At 32.4% G+C, this 15,790-nt stretch carries 12 protein-coding genes and 1 pseudogene; 9 read left to right on the plus strand and 4 right to left on the minus strand.

The genetic code is table 11. From position 1 onward, the window contains the following. Positions 1 to 16 precede the first annotated feature (16 nt). The 9 genes and pseudogenes from K3T81_RS03265 to K3T81_RS19615 form a co-directional block, all read left to right on the plus strand. Entirely contained in the window at positions 17 to 1,411 is a 1,395-nt protein-coding gene (locus K3T81_RS03265) for an O-antigen polymerase (RefSeq protein WP_238018206.1), read from the plus strand. A 10-nt stretch (positions 1,412 to 1,421) separates the two neighbouring features. Continuing rightward, entirely contained in the window at positions 1,422 to 2,639 is a 1,218-nt protein-coding gene (locus K3T81_RS03270; RefSeq protein WP_238018208.1) for a glycosyltransferase, read from the plus strand. 58 nt (positions 2,640 to 2,697) lie between these two features. Further along, on the plus strand, positions 2,698 to 3,795 hold the full coding sequence (locus tag K3T81_RS03275) for a glycosyltransferase family 4 protein (protein ID WP_238018210.1): 1,098 nt from the start codon (positions 2,698 to 2,700) through the stop codon (positions 3,793 to 3,795). A 54-nt stretch (positions 3,796 to 3,849) separates the two neighbouring features. Beyond that, positions 3,850 to 4,566, plus strand: a complete 717-nt coding sequence (locus K3T81_RS03280) for an acyltransferase (protein WP_238018212.1) — start codon at positions 3,850 to 3,852, stop codon at positions 4,564 to 4,566. Positions 4,567 to 4,572: 6 nt separating this feature from the next. After that, a complete protein-coding gene (locus K3T81_RS03285) occupies positions 4,573 to 5,787 on the plus strand; it encodes a glycosyltransferase family 4 protein (RefSeq protein WP_238018214.1) in 1,215 nt (404 codons plus the stop codon). 41 nt (positions 5,788 to 5,828) lie between these two features. Next, positions 5,829 to 6,854 (plus strand): Rossmann-fold NAD(P)-binding domain-containing protein, encoded by a 1,026-nt coding sequence (locus K3T81_RS03290; RefSeq protein WP_238018216.1) that lies wholly within the window; start codon positions 5,829 to 5,831, stop codon positions 6,852 to 6,854. Continuing rightward, positions 6,784 to 7,446 (plus strand): sugar transferase, encoded by a 663-nt coding sequence (locus K3T81_RS03295; RefSeq protein WP_238018218.1) that lies wholly within the window; start codon positions 6,784 to 6,786, stop codon positions 7,444 to 7,446. The genes K3T81_RS03290 and K3T81_RS03295 overlap by 71 nt, the downstream gene beginning before the upstream one ends. A 285-nt stretch (positions 7,447 to 7,731) precedes the next feature. Next, entirely contained in the window at positions 7,732 to 8,859 is a 1,128-nt protein-coding gene (locus K3T81_RS03300; protein WP_238018220.1) for a DegT/DnrJ/EryC1/StrS family aminotransferase, read from the plus strand. Positions 8,860 to 9,100: 241 nt separating this feature from the next. Next, a pseudogene (locus tag K3T81_RS19615) lies at positions 9,101 to 9,435 on the plus strand (hypothetical protein); the annotation flags it as partial. A 178-nt stretch (positions 9,436 to 9,613) separates the two neighbouring features. Here the strand turns inward: K3T81_RS19615 and K3T81_RS03310 are convergent. The 4 genes from K3T81_RS03310 to K3T81_RS03325 all read right to left on the minus strand — a co-directional run bounded on the left by K3T81_RS03310 (position 9,614) and on the right by K3T81_RS03325 (position 15,761). Beyond that, on the minus strand, positions 9,614 to 11,347 hold the full coding sequence (locus K3T81_RS03310) for a class I mannose-6-phosphate isomerase (protein WP_238018222.1): 1,734 nt from the start codon (positions 11,345 to 11,347) through the stop codon (positions 9,614 to 9,616). 156 nt (positions 11,348 to 11,503) lie between these two features. Continuing rightward, on the minus strand, positions 11,504 to 13,993 hold the full coding sequence (locus tag K3T81_RS03315; protein WP_238018224.1) for a glycoside hydrolase family 38 N-terminal domain-containing protein: 2,490 nt from the start codon (positions 13,991 to 13,993) through the stop codon (positions 11,504 to 11,506). Between the two features lie 33 nt (positions 13,994 to 14,026). Beyond that, a complete protein-coding gene (locus tag K3T81_RS03320) occupies positions 14,027 to 14,860 on the minus strand; it encodes a carbohydrate ABC transporter permease (protein ID WP_238018226.1) in 834 nt (277 codons plus the stop codon). A gap of 10 nt (positions 14,861 to 14,870) precedes the next feature. Beyond that, entirely contained in the window at positions 14,871 to 15,761 is an 891-nt protein-coding gene (locus K3T81_RS03325) for a carbohydrate ABC transporter permease (protein WP_238018228.1), read from the minus strand. Positions 15,762 to 15,790 lie beyond the last annotated feature (29 nt).

Below are 15,790 nucleotides of genomic sequence, written 5' to 3' on the forward strand. Positions count from 1 at the left end.
TTGGAGGTGGTAGAATTTGTTTTTTATATATTATCTTTCTTTACTTTATTCCCTCATATTAGTAAAAAAAATCACAGGGGGAATTTTAATTCCTAAACTTTTTAATATAATTTATTTGTTTTTTTTATTGTTTATATTTATTGGGGGATATTCCATATATATAAATGAGAGTTTTACTAATGATGAGGCAGCTCTCTTAGCAACTATAAGTATAATATTAACAATGTATTTTCTCCCGCTAGGCTATTTACTCTCTAGTATAGTTATGAAAAAAAGTTCTAGTGTAAATAATTCTTTAATTCAAATTGATAATAAAGATAGTATAAACAAAAAGGGATTATATATTTCTATATTAGTGATAATATCTTCATGTTTGCTATATTACACTAGTTTAACTAATATTCCGCTTCTTTCAGTATTTGATTCGACAATTCAAAGTAAATATGTACTTGCGGAGTCTAGGAGTGACGCTACTAATAACCTGAATTTTAGTAATAAAAATTATATTTTTAAGTTGTTAGTAGGATACCGAGATTTTATTCAAATAACATTACTATCATTTATAGTAGGCTATTTATATTTAAAATATAAACATAATAAAAACACCGTTAACCTTATCTTATTTATTTTTCCATTCTTACTTTTAATATTTAATTCTGTTTCAACTTTAAAGAAAGCAGATATAATATTCACATTACTTTTTCTGTTTTTTATTAATAGTTACGACAATTATAAAAAAAATATTAAAAGTAGACTTGATAAAAGTTACATATTGAAATTATTTAGTGTTGGTTTAGTAGGTTTTTCATTATTGATAGTAGTATATTCTTTATTTATGAAAATACCATTTAGCAATATTGGTATTATAATCTCTTCAATTTTTGAACGTGTTTTTATTAGTAGTGTAAAACCCCTGTATTATTATTTTAGTATTTTTCCTGATTACCATGAATTCTTAATGGGTAAATCTATTAGCCCCACAATTATGGCAGGTATGTTCAATCCTGAAACTTTTAACGTTGAAAATTATATCCATAGATATATGTATCCAGAGATATATGAAAGAGGGATTGTGGGAACTGCCCCAACCATTTTCACTGGGGAAGTGTACGCGAATTTTGGATTTATAATAATGACGATGAGTATTTTGTTAGTAGGCTTTATTATAGGATTTATAGAAAGAAACCTAGAGAATTTTAAATATACTTATTTGAATGTTGCTTTTTACATAATGTTAGCATTTACAATAAAAGATATCTCTATTAGTTCAATACAGTCTGTTATTGGATTCCCTACAATAATAAGTAAAGTATTAATTTTCCTTTTATTCTTTTATTTGATTTTATTTAAAAAAGAGCCAAAGTATATAAAGGATACTTATCAATTAAATATAAAGTCATACGACACTTAGGAGATTGGTAATGAAAATTTTAGTCATTTCTCATATGTATCCATCCAAAGCAAATTACATTAATGGTATATTTGTCCATGAGCAAATAAAGGAGTTAATTAAATTAGGGCAAGAAGTAGTAGTAGTTTCTCCTGTACCCTATGTACCTTCAATATTAAGAAGCAGCTCAAAAAAATGGAGTAATTATAGCTCAATTCCACCCAAAGATAATATAGAGGGTGTTGAAGTATATTATCCTAGATATGTTGCTCTACCTAGAAACGCTAATTTCGATTCCTCTGGAAAAAGGATGTATATAAGCATTCAAAATACAATTAAGAAGATACGTAGGGATTTTAGGTTTGATATAATTCATGCTCATGTTGCTCTTCCTGATGGTTATGCAGCTACTTTGGTAGCAAAAAGATATAATGTTCCTTTAATTACAACTATACATGGTCAAGATTTTCAACACACAATTCATAAGAATGTTAAGTGTAAAAGAAAAGTAAAAGAAGTATTAGAAGAATCAAATATAAATATCTTAGTTAGTAATAAGCTGAATAGTATTCGAAAGCAATTTTTAGCCGAAATAGATTCTACAAAATTCACAGTAATTAATAATGGTGTATCAAATATGTTTCTAGAGGGTAGTAGCATGCAACAAAAAAATGCGACAGACAAAGGGTCTAATGTACAAATTCTCAGTGTATCAAACTTACTAAAACCCAAAGGAATCGATCTTTGCCTACGGGCAATTTCGAAGATTGTGGAAAAACATCCAGGTATTACTTATCAAATTATTGGTGACGGTCAAGAAAAGGCTATATTGGAACAGCTAGTAAAAAAACTTAATCTCGAAGAAAATGTTGTTTTTTTGGGTAAAAAATCAAGGAAAGATGTTAAAGAGTTTATGACTGAAGCGGATATCTTTTTATTACCTAGCTGGAATGAGGCCTTTGGAGTAGTTTATATAGAAGCTATGGCTTGTGGGACACCTGTTATTGGTTGTAAGGGTGAAGGAATAGAAGATATAGTTGACAATGGAATTGATGGTCTCTTAGTTGAACCAAAAAGTGTGGAGGATATTACTGAAAAGACTCTTTACTTAATAAATAATTCTAAATACAGAAAAATAATTGGCAATAATGCTATTAAAAAGATTAAGGATAACTTTGCATGGAAAGAAGTATCATTAAAAATACTTGCTGAATATCAAAAAGCGACAGTAAATAAAACTAAAAATTAATATTTTGTAGTAGAAGAGATAATAAATTATAAAAGATATAGTTCGAAAGGATACGATGATGAAAATCTGCCATATGACTTCAGTACATCCCTATAATGATATACGAATAACTGTAAAGGAATGTAGCTCATTAGTAGAAGCGGGTTTTGAAGTGCATTTAATCGCTCCTAATACATCAGTTGAAAACTTTCAGGGTATTAAAGTGCATGGTTTACTAAACCCATATAAAGGACGGTTTAAAAGAGCAAATTTTTTTACAAGAAAGGTTTACTTAAAGGCTTTAGAATTAGATGCTGATATATATCATTTTCATGATCCAGAGCTGCTTAAAACAGGAATAATGTTAAAGAAACAAGGTAAAAAGGTAATATATGACGTTCATGAGGACGTACCTAGACAGATCTTAAATAAACATTGGATACCTAAACCTATAAGAAAAGTTACATCCTTTGCTTTTGAAAAATATGAAAACAATATTGTTCGAAAGTTAGATGCCATAGTAACAGCGACTCCTTATATAGAAGATAGATTTAAAAAATATAATCATAACGTAATTAATGTAAGTAACTTTCCAATTTTAAATGAATTATATATTGGTGATAAACAAATAGGAAAAGAAAATTCAGTAGTTTATATAGGTGGCATTACAAAAGAAAGAGGAAGCCTAGTTATGGTTGGTGCCATAGAAAAAACAATAGGTACATTGGAACTAGCTGGTAAATTTGTGAATGAAAACGAAAAAAAAATTTTAGAGATATTACCTTCTTGGGAAACAAAAGTAAATTATCATGGCTTTTTGAACAGAGAGGGCATAAAAAATACTCTTTCAAGGTCAAAAGCTGGATTAGTAGTATTAGAGCCAAGATTAAATTTTATAGATTCTCTACCCATTAAGATGTTTGAATATATGGCGGCAGGGATCCCTGTAATTGCATCAGACTTCCCAGTGTGGAAAGAAATTATTGAAATGAATAAATGTGGTATATGTGTGGACCCTTTAAATGTAGAGGAGATATCAAAGGCTATTCAATGGATATTTAGTAACCCTCAAGAAGCAACAACTATGGGTGAAAACGGTAGAAGAGCAATAGAAACAATATATAATTGGGAAACAGAAAGTGAAAAACTAATAAAATTATATGAGAAACTAAATTAGTTTTTAATGAGACTTTGTAAAGTAAAAAAATTTATAAAAAGTAGGTGTTAATCTATGAATCAACCTAAAATTGGCCAAAACGTTATTATAGAGGATAATGTAAAGTTTGGAAAAAATGTTGTCGTTGGTCACAACGTAATTATTTATGCAGGAACTGTAATCGGAAATAATGTTGTAATTCAAGATAACGCAGTAATAGGAAAGCAACCTACAAGGGCGAAAGCATCTATATTGCCAAGCACTAACCATCTACCATCAGCTAAAATAGGATCCGAAGTAACTATAGGTACTTCAACTATTATTTATGCCAATTGTGAAATAGCCGATAATGTTTTTGTAGCAGATCTTGCAACTGTGCGAGAAAGAGTAAAAATCGGTGAGTATACAATCATTGGTCGTGGAGTAGCAGTTGAAAATGATTGTACAGTTGGAAAGCGCTGTAAGCTTGAAACAAATTGTTACATCACGGCATACTCAGAGCTTGAAGATTATGTTTTTGTTGCACCTTGTGTAGTTACAACTAATGATAATTACATGGCCAGAAGTAAAGAAAGATTTGAGAAATTTAAAGGTGTTACGGTCAAAACTGGCGGGAGGATTGGAGCGAATTCAACAATTTTACCTGGTAAAGTAATTGAAAAAGATGGAACTGTTGCTGCTGCAAGTGTTGTTTCTAAGGATGTGGAAAGTGAAAGTCTTGTCGTCGGCTCACCTGCGAAAAAACTTAGAAATGTACCAGAAGATCAGCTGCTTCGTAATCAGGAAAGGTAGATTATAGTGAATATCTGGATTTTTAATCATTATGCAGTTGGACCAAATTCAAGTGGGATTACCCGTCATTTTGATTTGGCAAAAGAGCTAGTTTCATTAGGTCACAATGTTACTATATTTGCGTCCTCATTTAATCATCAGAAAAGAGAAGAAGAACAAAACTACGGTAAAGGTGATTATTTTATTTACAAAGAATATACTGGTGTGAAGTTTTATTGGCTAAAAACAACTAGCTATTATAAAAATGACCATAAAAGAATTCTTAATATGTTTTCATATACCTATAAAGCTAACAAATTAGCAAAAAAAATTAAAGAAAAACCGGATATTGTTATCGGTTCTTTAATGCATCCACTTGCAGCAATATTAGGCTATAAAAATGCCAAGAAGAAAAAAGCAAAATTTTTCTTTGAAGAACGAGACTTGTGGCCACAATCTCTTATAGATTTAGGTAAAATCTCGCCAAACAATCCAATTGTAAAGTTATTAGGAGAATTAGAATTATTTTTATACAAAAAGGCCGATAAAATAATAGTATTATTTGATAAGGCACCAGAATATGTTAAGCAAAAAGGTATTGCTCAGGAAAAAGTCATTTATTTACCTAATGGTGTTGATATTAACCGATACCACACAAAAGGTGAACTACCTGAATCTCATTTATATGCTTTAGAGGAACAGAAATCAAAATTCTTATTAATATATACTGGAGCCCATAGCCTAGCAAATTATTTAGAGGCAATGGTAGAGATTGCAATGAAAATAGGTAGGTACGATAAGAATATTCATTTTGTATTGATAGGTGATGGGCCTGAGAAAAAAAACATGATTAAAAAAGCGGAAGAAAACAATTTGAAAAATGTTACTTTCTTGCCCCCTATTCAGAAAGAGTTTATTCCAACAATTTTAAATTATGCTGATGCAGGAATAATAACAATGAGAAATGCAGAAGTTTATAAGTGGGGAATAAGTTTAAATAAAATGTTTGATTATATGGCGGCTTCATTACCTATTTTTATGCTTAGTAATCTAAAAGATACAGTAATTACTAAGCATAACTTGGGAATAGTAACAGACGGAATTGATCAGATTTCAAATGAGATATTAAGAGTATCCAAAGATCCAGAGTTATTACAAGAGTATAGCAAAAATTCCTATAAATATGGAGAAAGTAATCATACGTGGAGTATGTTAGCTAAAAAGTTGGAAAGTCATTTTTAAAGCGTTTATTTCAAAGTGATATTTGAGGGGGTGTGTATTAAATGGAAATAAATGAGATGCTTCGTAAAGAGCTCAAGTATCTAAAAGAGTATAATAATAGCTCTATTATGATCAGTACAACAGCTAAACACGCCTTAGATTTTAGAGTACTCCCACGTAGAAATATCCCGGGTGTATTGGCTATATCCTGTTTTATGATTAATGAAGAATGTATGTTAAAAGAAACCCTTTCCTTTTTTGACGGTAAAGTAGACTATGTTTACATAGATGTAGAATTAAAGCAAAGTTTAAACCTTTTCAAAGTTGCTAAAGAAGTAATTAAAAAGTCAAAGTTGGTATCAGTTAAACCCAATGATACAACAATTGAATCCTGTGATTTATTAATTCGAAATTATTTCGAGGACAATATATATAACAAAAACGTAATTATAATAGGAACTGGTAATTTAGCCAGTAAAATGGCTGTGAGACTTGCTGAAAGACAAGCATATGTTTACCTGATTGGAAGAACAAAAGAAAAGGAAAACAGGCATATTGAAGCTCTAAACTCTTTTTTACCCAAATATTCATCCCCTATTCAATCAATTGAAGGGTCACAATTAGTAGAGCAAGTGGATTTGGTTGTATCATTTCTATCAGGTGAATTTACTAATGATGAGACTTTATTTCCACTAATACACCAGAACACATTTATTATAGATGGTGGAATAAATAATTTTAGTAATGATTTTATCCAGCGGATGTTATTAAAAAATGTTCATATTACAAGACTTGATACAAGGATTGCCCTTCCTTATCAGTTCTTGTCAACTCATGAATATACTAATGCCTTTTTTAATGATGTCTATGGAGCATCCATAATCCAAGGAGTATCAGTAGTTGCTGGTGGATATATTGGTAAAGAAGGCAGTGTAATAGTAGATAGTACTAAACAACCGAACCAAGTGATTGGAATAGCGGACGGGAGTGGAGGGGTGAAAAAAAGTGAACAACTCTGTGAAACAGACAGAAATAGGCTACACAAAATCGAAAAATTCATCTCAACTTATAGTAAAACGGTTATTTGATATCGTATTTAGTCTAAGTGTATTGTTAGTATTAAGTCCTTTATTTTTAATTTTAGCTATTCTAATTATTAAAGAAGATGGTCGACCTGTATTTTTTAAGCAACTACGTAGTGGAAAAGGGGATATTTCTTTTGAGATGTATAAATTCCGCTCGATGAAAATAAAACAAACTTCTGAAGGAAAGAGTAAAGGAAGAATATACGACTGGGAGAATGGAGTACCAGACGACTTTGTATTTAAAACCGGATCAATTGAAAATCCGAATATAACTAAGATAGGTAAATTCATCCGAAAATACAGTCTGGATGAGCTACCACAATTTATTAATGTGTTAAAAGGGAATATGAGTGTAATAGGACCGAGACCAGAAATAATACAAATAACTAAATGTTATAGTCCGGAACAAAAGCTTCGCTTAGCTGTTAAGCCTGGAATTACAGGTTGGGCACAAGTGAATGGTAGAAGTGATATGGTTCATGCTAAGAAGATAAGACACGATTTGTATTATGTAGAAAACTTTAATTTATGGTTAGATTTAAAAATACTATTTAAGACAATAAGTCAGGTATTAGTGGGAAAAGGTTCTGTATGAGTTTTAACAGACCGTTTTAACATTGAACCTTTGAATCTAGTCTTTGACAAGTTACATAGGATGGTTAGTTGTTTAAAAGAAAAAATTAATAGTAAGAGTTGTATACGAAGTTTCACAGGAAGGTTTTGTTAAAAGAGAACAAAACGAAACAGGCCCAATCCAATGTTTACCAAGCTACATTAAAGCAGAACTTTGTGAGAAAGATGAGGAATTTATATAATAAAAATGCCACTTTAATCATTAAATCATATCGTTGAATATTATTTAAATACGGAGGATATCTATATGCAATTTAGAGATTTAAAAACACAGTATAATACATATAAAGATGAAATCGACTCAGCAGTTCAAGAAGTAATGAGTAATGCTGGCTTTATCGGTGGATCAATAGTGAAAGAGCTTGAAGAAGAATTAGCAGATTATGTAGGTGTAAAACATTGTATTACTTGTGGAAATGGTACAGATGCACTATCTTTAGTCTTGATGGCCTGGGATGTAAAAGAAGGTGACGCTGTATTCGTACCTGACTTTACTTTCTTTTCAACTGGAGAAGTTGTTTCCCTAAATGGGGCAACACCGGTATTTGTTGACGTAGATGAAACAACTTTCAATATAGATATTGATAAACTAGAAAAGGCTATCGAAGAGACGTTGGAAGAAGGAGAATTGACACCAAAAGTTGTAATTCCTGTAGATTTATTTGGATTGCCTGCTAACTATCCTGAAATTGAAAAATTAGCTAAAAAACATAATTTATTAGTCCTTGAAGATGGAGCTCAAGGATTTGGAGGCAATATTGATGGGAAAATGGTATGTAGCTTTGGAGATGCTGCAACAACCTCTTTCTTCCCAGCTAAGCCACTAGGATGCTTTGGCGATGGTGGAGCTATTTTTACGAACGATGATGAATTAGCGGCATTGTTGAACTCCTTAAAGATTCATGGAAAAGGCGAAAATAAATATGATAACGTTAGAATTGGATTAAATTCGAGACTAGATACAATACAAGCCGCAATACTGAAGATTAAACTTAGAGCCTTTAGACAACACGAGTTAGATGATGTTAATCGAGTATATGACTTGTACAACAACAAGCTAGCAGATTATGTACAAAAGCCAGTAGTTCCAAGTGGTTATTATTCTAGTTTCGCACAATATACAATACAGCTAGACTCTAAAGAGCAACGTGATAGTTTACAGAGCTATTTAAAAGAACAGGGTATCCCTAGTATGGTATATTATGTAAAACCAATGCATAGACAACAAGCATTTTCTAATTTGAGTTTTAAAGAGAGTGATTTCGAAGTAACAAATAAATTATGTGATACTGTTCTTTCCTTACCAATGCATCCTTATTTAAAGGAAGATGAAGTTGCAAAGGTTGCAAAAACTGTAAATGAGTTTTTGAATTAAGTGTTTTAAACGAATCTAGTTAAAAATATAAGTGTAAGTTTGTAGTCTGAAATACAAACTTACACTTATTTGTTATAGCTAATTATGTATATTGTCTTCAAGATTCATATGGGAATTCTTTTACGATCATTAAGATAAATTTGGAGAGTTTTTTAATAAGGGACTTTAGCATCCCCCCATTCAATAACTGTATTTGGCAATTGGAAAATAGCTTTTAAAGTTGCATGTTACATACGCCTCTGAAGGCGATTTGCAGTATAAAGTATTCAATACCGGAAACAACAATTCAGAGAAACTCATGACCTTTATTACCACATTAGAGAAATGCTTAGGTAAATATTTAGGCAAAGAAGTAGAGTCCGAGGAAGTGTTTGTATCTATTAAAACTGGCGATGTCCCAGCAACCTATGCATCAACATAACAGTTGTAGAAGGCAGTTGGGTTTAAACCTGAGACAACATTGAAGAAGGTCTACAGCAGTTTGCGGATTGGTATGTGGATTTTTATGAAGGGAAGTATGGGGAACCCGGAAATTTAAAGAGAATTAAGTTGCTAGAGAGCAACAGTACAGTTTAATTCTCCTATGTCCTCTTGCCCTTGGGAAACGTATATCGCAATAGGGTTAGGACTCGCAGGCGTTTAGCCATAATGGGCGAGCTAAGGGAATTCTTAGTATCAATAGGGTTTTACCCTATTGATACTAAATTGATTTTTTGAACTTCAAAGATGAATAATGTCTTGTATTCATCCATCCTTACACTCTAACAAATGCCTTAATAGTAGCAATAGTTTTTTCTATGGAAGGTCCATGTGGTCTAATAGAATATTCTTTTATATGCTCAGGTATAATAAACGTTTCAGCATAATGAACAATAAAAGGCTCGAACTCACCATTTATACTTTCAACGATTGCTTCTTCACCTTCAACCAAATTAAACACATTAACGCTATCATGTGTTTCATGATAGACGATTTTTGAAAACCAATGTCGTCTAGTTTCAATAAATTCTAAATCATGTAAACCTGTTCTTTCTTCGTACCATCCTTCTCCCTCGGCTATTAATTGGTTTGGAGAGGTCAAATGTTCTTTTACCCAATTTTCATCTCTTGACCATTGAATAGTATTTAAACCATGATGTAAGTGGATAGGTCTTGGTTTTCCATCTAAATCAACTCTTCCCCAGTCCCACAGTTTAAATGTGTAGATATTTGGTGTCGAACTAATCTCAAGAACTACAGAGTTTTTTCCTTGCGAGTGAATGGTCCCTCCAGGAATTGAATAATGATCGTGCTTTTTTATTCTCATACGGTTAATAAATTTCTCGTCGTCAAAATCTTTATTTCCTTTCTTAGCCTCCTTTAGATCTTTGATCATTTCTTCCTTTTCTATATTTTCTTTCAGCCCTAAATAAACAACAGCATCTTCCTCTGAGTGTAAGATATAGTAACTTTCATCTTGTGTATAATGCGCCCCAAATTCCTCATGGATATACTCAGTAGTGGGGTGAACTTGTAAACTTAAGTTTTGCCCTTTTATAGTATCTAAAAAGTTAAAACGAATTGGAAATTCACTTCCAAATCGACCATATACTTTATTCCCTAATAATTCTGTCGGATGGTAAAAAACTACATTATTTGCTGGTGTTTGAATTATACAATCACCGTACTGTAAAAAGATACTGTTCTCTTCAGGAACTCCATTGAAGCACCATGCAAAGTTCACCGGATCTTTATCCAGGTCGAATTTCTCTCTCATCCATTCTCCTCCCCAAACTCCTGGAGCAAAAAATGGAACGAGTCGAAACGGCTGTGAAACAATTTGGTTTAATCCTTGTAAATACTTTTCTTTTGAAATCAATTTCAGATTTTCTATATCGTTTCCGTCTATCCAGAAATCAACTTTAGATAGCAGTGCCTTTTTTAGACGATCAGCTAATGGCCATTCAAAAAAATAAGAGCGTTTCATTTTTCGTGATACTTGTTCATCTTGATTATTCGCTTTCCAATTTGGCATGCCCTGTTGGAATCTTTGTTGGATTTCCCATCTGGATATATCTACATAAATGAGTGAACATTCTTCTGTGAAGAGGCTTGATCCCATTCCATAAATAACGATATTTTTTTTGTGATTGTTCTTCATTTTTTCTTTGACATCTTTTACTTTCTCATCATCCAACAATTCCTTAAGTGAATGCGGCGAAAAAGTACCAAACACATCATCTTCAGTTAAATTACTTTTTATCATCTCAGTAATTGTATGATTACTATAAAATAGATCATCAGTAAAAATCGTTTCATCAGCATTCAAAGGTTGAATTACATCACGATATAATTTGTCTACATCTATCCCTGGATAACATTCAATTGCAATAAGATTGTTATCCAAAGCAATGGTTTTTAATTGTTCTACAATATGCTTAGACCCTTCCCATACATCATGTTTACTCTCAGAAACAATGGTTGTAGGGTATTTATCAAAGGTTGTCATTCGAATCTTTCACGCTCCTATTAGTAAAATTTAGATGAATAAATCGGTTTCTTTAATGTTGAAAGAACGAAAGAACTTGGAAGAATGATTATTATACTTTTCTTCCAAGTTTTTGTTTGATTCTTTAAAGGTTATATATAATTAGCACTTCGCGACTTATTGAAGACGCTTTCCTTTTTGTTGAATATTTGTGGAATCATCACTAATATTAAATGCGATTAACCCTTCGTTTAAAAGTCTACAAGCATTAATAGCATCCTCTGCATTATTGTAATGAGAAGAGGTCGCAATATGATAAGAGAACTCATAAAAACCTGCTAAATCCACATTAAAATTTGTTTCCCAGAAATTATTCATAATCCAAGTGTAGACTGGCTCTTGATTCTTTTCTTCATTTTCTGATTCTGACAGATTAATTAGATGATGTTCTAGGTTCCCCATACTAATTAAAGGAGCGTCTTTTAAAGCGATAGCTACACCTTTTTGTTTACTAACGTAAGCTAATCCATCCTGTAATAAATAAAATTCTTGGTTTGTATAAGGAAGTTGATCAATGCCAGGGCGGACAATACTTCCAGTTTTTTCCACATATAATTGTTCATCTTGGCCAGTTGTAAACGGAAGAGATGCATATAGATTTTCAGGCATCCAGTAACTTTCTTTATGAATTTTTAATTTCACAGATATTTTTGGTAAATCATTGTAAACTTTTAATTGAACGGAATAATGCTTGGTTCCTTCCAATTCATAATAAAGCTCAATTAATGAATAAACTTCTCCTTTTTCGTGTACTTGTATATCGGTAAGTTTTGCAGAATATCTTTTAGTTGATACACTTTTTCTGTTTCTCCCCATATTTCTTCTTTCCTCAATTGGGTTCGTTTTTATTTCTGTTTGCTCATAAATCCCAATAAAGGGGTTATATTTCAAATCTTTTCGAATCAATTCAGCATTATCACTTTTGTCTATAATACTTTTAATGCCAACTGTTTCATCAAGCGTAATTTTATAATAAGACGTTTCAACATAGTGCGATGAGACATGATGTTTACGACTTTCGAAATCTACAAGTTGAATATCCTGTATTCCTTCTGCACCGATATGTGCATGATTTTTAGCCGTATAGTAAGTCGGATTTTCTTTTTGACGAATCTCTACAATTCTTTCTTCTTTAGGTTCTAGCGTAATAAGAAATTCACAATTATAGCCATTGCTTGCAGTTGGAACAATTTGATGTGGAAGGGCTTCTTTTGTATCGGAATCTATTACTTCTAGGAATCTGTTGAGTTCTTCATCTTTTAACTGCATTTCATCAAACTTTTCCCAATGACCAATAAAAACACTTGCTGTATCTGTAACCTTTTCCGAATGGGGGTTAATTACCTTATACTTTTTCTTACGATCAGGAATAAGGGAGACTTCTCCTTTTTCAGCTAGAATCAAATCTAGGTTCTCAGAAATCAATTCATCCGCTTTAGTAGCATAACCTGCTTTTCGTTGTTGCAAGCTATTCACTAGGCCATCCCAAGGTTCAGAAACGGAAGTAGAATATCCCCAAGTATGTTCCGCGTATCTCATACTGTTGTCTACATATTGTTCTATTTTTTTATCATCACATATCTCTTGTTTAGGATCTAATTTATGACTCAATCTATATTTTCTTTGGGCTTCTCGGAATTGCTTCACACCAAGTGGGGTAGAACCTACACCATCAGCCCACCAATCATTCCAATCTCCTTTGTAAGTTGGAACATCTTTGTCGTTTTCACGTAATACATTAAAAAAATCTTTTAAGGTTACCATTTCAATCTCTATATTCTCTTGATGTTTTTCATTCCATGCATTTATAAATTCTATTATCCTTCCATTTGGAGGAGCATTGTCACTAATTACTCCAGAAGCCATAATTGGAACGAAATTAAATGGATAATTTTCATCAAGTAGGTTTTCAATATATCTATAAATTCTTTTCTCTGCGACTTTAAAAGGTTCAGAATGCACTTTCAATGATAGTTCATCACGTATTGTATAACTCGTCCCGCCATTAGGAACTAAACCTAATTCATTTCCTACATGATAGTGATCTCCCACCCAAACTAATACTTTATTGCCTTCTGGTGACTCCCAATAAAAAGGGGTTTGCTTTTGATTAAGCGGGAAAAGTCCATGATGAGGGTGGATGCAAGAAAATAAATTTTCCACTCCATTTTGATACAATGATTCCGCGTATCCCCAAGCATATCCATTGATGTCAGCTGTCATTGCACTAGTTGGTTTATATCCCAAAGACTCAACCAGTTCTACCCCAGCTTTTAATTTTCTGTTTAATACCTCTTGGTCAACGAGTTCTGTCATATTTAAATAATTTCCCGAGACGTCAATTTCCCCGTTTTGGATATACTTTTTAAAATCGTTAATATACGCATCATTTGCTGACTTCAAAAAGTTTTCAACCTGCCACGTATTCTCGCATGTCCAACGAAATCCTTTCCACTCCGCTGCATTTCCCTCATGAATAAGGTTTAAAATATCAATAGCCTGCTTAATAAAATCAACATGGTATCGTTCTATCTTTTCTTGGCGTTCTGTATAGCCAATATCTGTATGGGAATGATGAACAACAAAAAGTTTCATTTTCTTTTTCATAAATATCCTCCTTATTTCCTCACTAAATTTTTACTACTTTGAAGTAGTAGGAAAACCATAATTGAAGCTCTTATTTAAGATCAAGAATATAAATAAAGTTGGTATGGACGCAATAATTGCCGCTAATAAAGCAGAAGGTACATCATTTGTGCCAGCTGCTCCGTTCAGTAAAGACAATGAACTCATTATTGGCCTTGCTTCTGCTGACTTAGAAAGAGTTAGACCAAAGAGAAGATCATTCCATACCCATGTAAATTGAAATAAGAAACAAGCAGCTATTGGGGCCTTCGCCATTCTCATAAATATACTTAAATAAATTTTAAAATCAGATGCACCATCCATTTTTGCAGACTCCACTAATTCTTTAGGAATCGAATAAAAGTAGTTTCTTAATACGAATAAACAAAAAGGAATGCAAAGTGCTGTGTATACAACTAATAGGCCTATCTTGGTATCATATAAATCTACATTTGAATACATACGAAAGATTGGGATAATATACATTTGAAATGGAAATATTGTTCCACTGTATATCAACATAAACCAAAACATTTTCCCTTTTATTTTTAACGACGATATGGCATAAGCTGCTAAGGAAGCAAATAAGATTGCTAGTGTCGTGGCAATTGCACCGTAAAACAAACTATTTAGAAACCCCATCATAAAGTCTATGCGATCATTTACATATACAAAATTTTCTACAATTGAAAAACTTTTAGGAAGGTCCCAAAACTCACCTAAATTATATTCTTTTCTTGATTTAACACTGTTTATCACGACATATAAAAATGGGAGAAACCATAAAAAAGCAAAAATCGAAAGAAATATACTTATGTTTTTTCTACTTCTATCATTATAGGATTTCATAAATATATCATCACTCCTCACCTTTAAAGGTATCTCGCAATAAGAGCCACGAGATGATTAAAACAGTGACTGACAAGAACATTGCGATCGCTGAACCATAGCCCAACTGATTATTCACGAACGCTTCTTTGTACATCGTTACCGCCAATGTTTCAGAAGTTCTGTAAGGGCCTCCGTTTGTCATAACCCAGATTGTATCAAACGATTTAAAGCTATTAACCAAAGACATGAGTAGTACGATAAGCATGATTGGCTTTAATAGGGGGAGAACAACTTTTCTGTATAACTTAATCCCCTGCGCACCTTCAATTCTTGCTGCTTCAATCGGCTCTTTCGGAATCTGATTCAATCCGACAATAAATAAGATTAAGTTCAAACCTATTCCTTGCCAGCCGCTAGAAACGACCATAATTAACGTGTTTAAATACGGCACTGTGAGCCAATCGTTAGCTAAACTATCAAAGCCCATAACACCAAGTAAATGTGGTAAACCATAAGTGCTTAGAATGGTTGTTAAAATAATACCAGCAATGGTTTGGGACAATGCATTTGGTAAATAAAATACAGTTTTAAAAAAGGATTGTGTTTTTACGTGTGTAATAGCAATTGCAAAGAGCAAAGCGATTGCAACCGGGATGAGCAATGTACCAACAACCCAAATTAACGTGTTGAGAGATGATAATAAAAAATTCGGATCTTGAAACATATTCATGTAATTTTGAAACCCGATGAATTTCATTTCATTTAATCCATCCCACTCTGCAAAACTTACAATTAAAGAGAAGACATCAGAGTAGATACAAAAAATACCGACCAGTATTACAGAAGGGGCCAAATATAAATATGGTATTATTTTGCCTAATTTACTTTTCATCGAAAGTTTCGATTTTGCAATTTCCATTTTCTTGCCTCCCTCTTTAAGCAACGTAA

The organism is Oceanobacillus jordanicus (assembly GCF_022095695.1).
Taxonomy (GTDB): domain Bacteria; phylum Bacillota; class Bacilli; order Bacillales; family Amphibacillaceae; genus Oceanobacillus_B; species Oceanobacillus_B jordanicus.

Bases quoted from the DNA above. Each gene is read 5' to 3' on its own strand.
- K3T81_RS03280 (WP_238018212.1), top strand. From the start codon at position 3,850: ATGAATCAACCTAAAATTGGCCAAAACGTTATTATAGAGGATAATGTA.
- K3T81_RS03310 (WP_238018222.1), bottom strand. From the start codon at position 11,347: ATGACAACCTTTGATAAATACCCTACAACCATTGTTTCTGAGAGTAAA.
- K3T81_RS03315 (WP_238018224.1), bottom strand. From the start codon at position 13,993: ATGAAAAAGAAAATGAAACTTTTTGTTGTTCATCATTCCCATACAGAT.
- K3T81_RS03320 (WP_238018226.1), bottom strand. From the start codon at position 14,860: ATGAAATCCTATAATGATAGAAGTAGAAAAAACATAAGTATATTTCTT.
- K3T81_RS03290 (WP_238018216.1), top strand. From the start codon at position 5,829: ATGGAAATAAATGAGATGCTTCGTAAAGAGCTCAAGTATCTAAAAGAG.
- K3T81_RS03275 (WP_238018210.1), top strand. From the start codon at position 2,698: ATGAAAATCTGCCATATGACTTCAGTACATCCCTATAATGATATACGA.
- K3T81_RS03325 (WP_238018228.1), bottom strand. From the start codon at position 15,761: ATGGAAATTGCAAAATCGAAACTTTCGATGAAAAGTAAATTAGGCAAA.
- K3T81_RS03270 (WP_238018208.1), top strand. From the start codon at position 1,422: ATGAAAATTTTAGTCATTTCTCATATGTATCCATCCAAAGCAAATTAC.
- K3T81_RS03300 (WP_238018220.1), top strand. From the start codon at position 7,732: ATGCAATTTAGAGATTTAAAAACACAGTATAATACATATAAAGATGAA.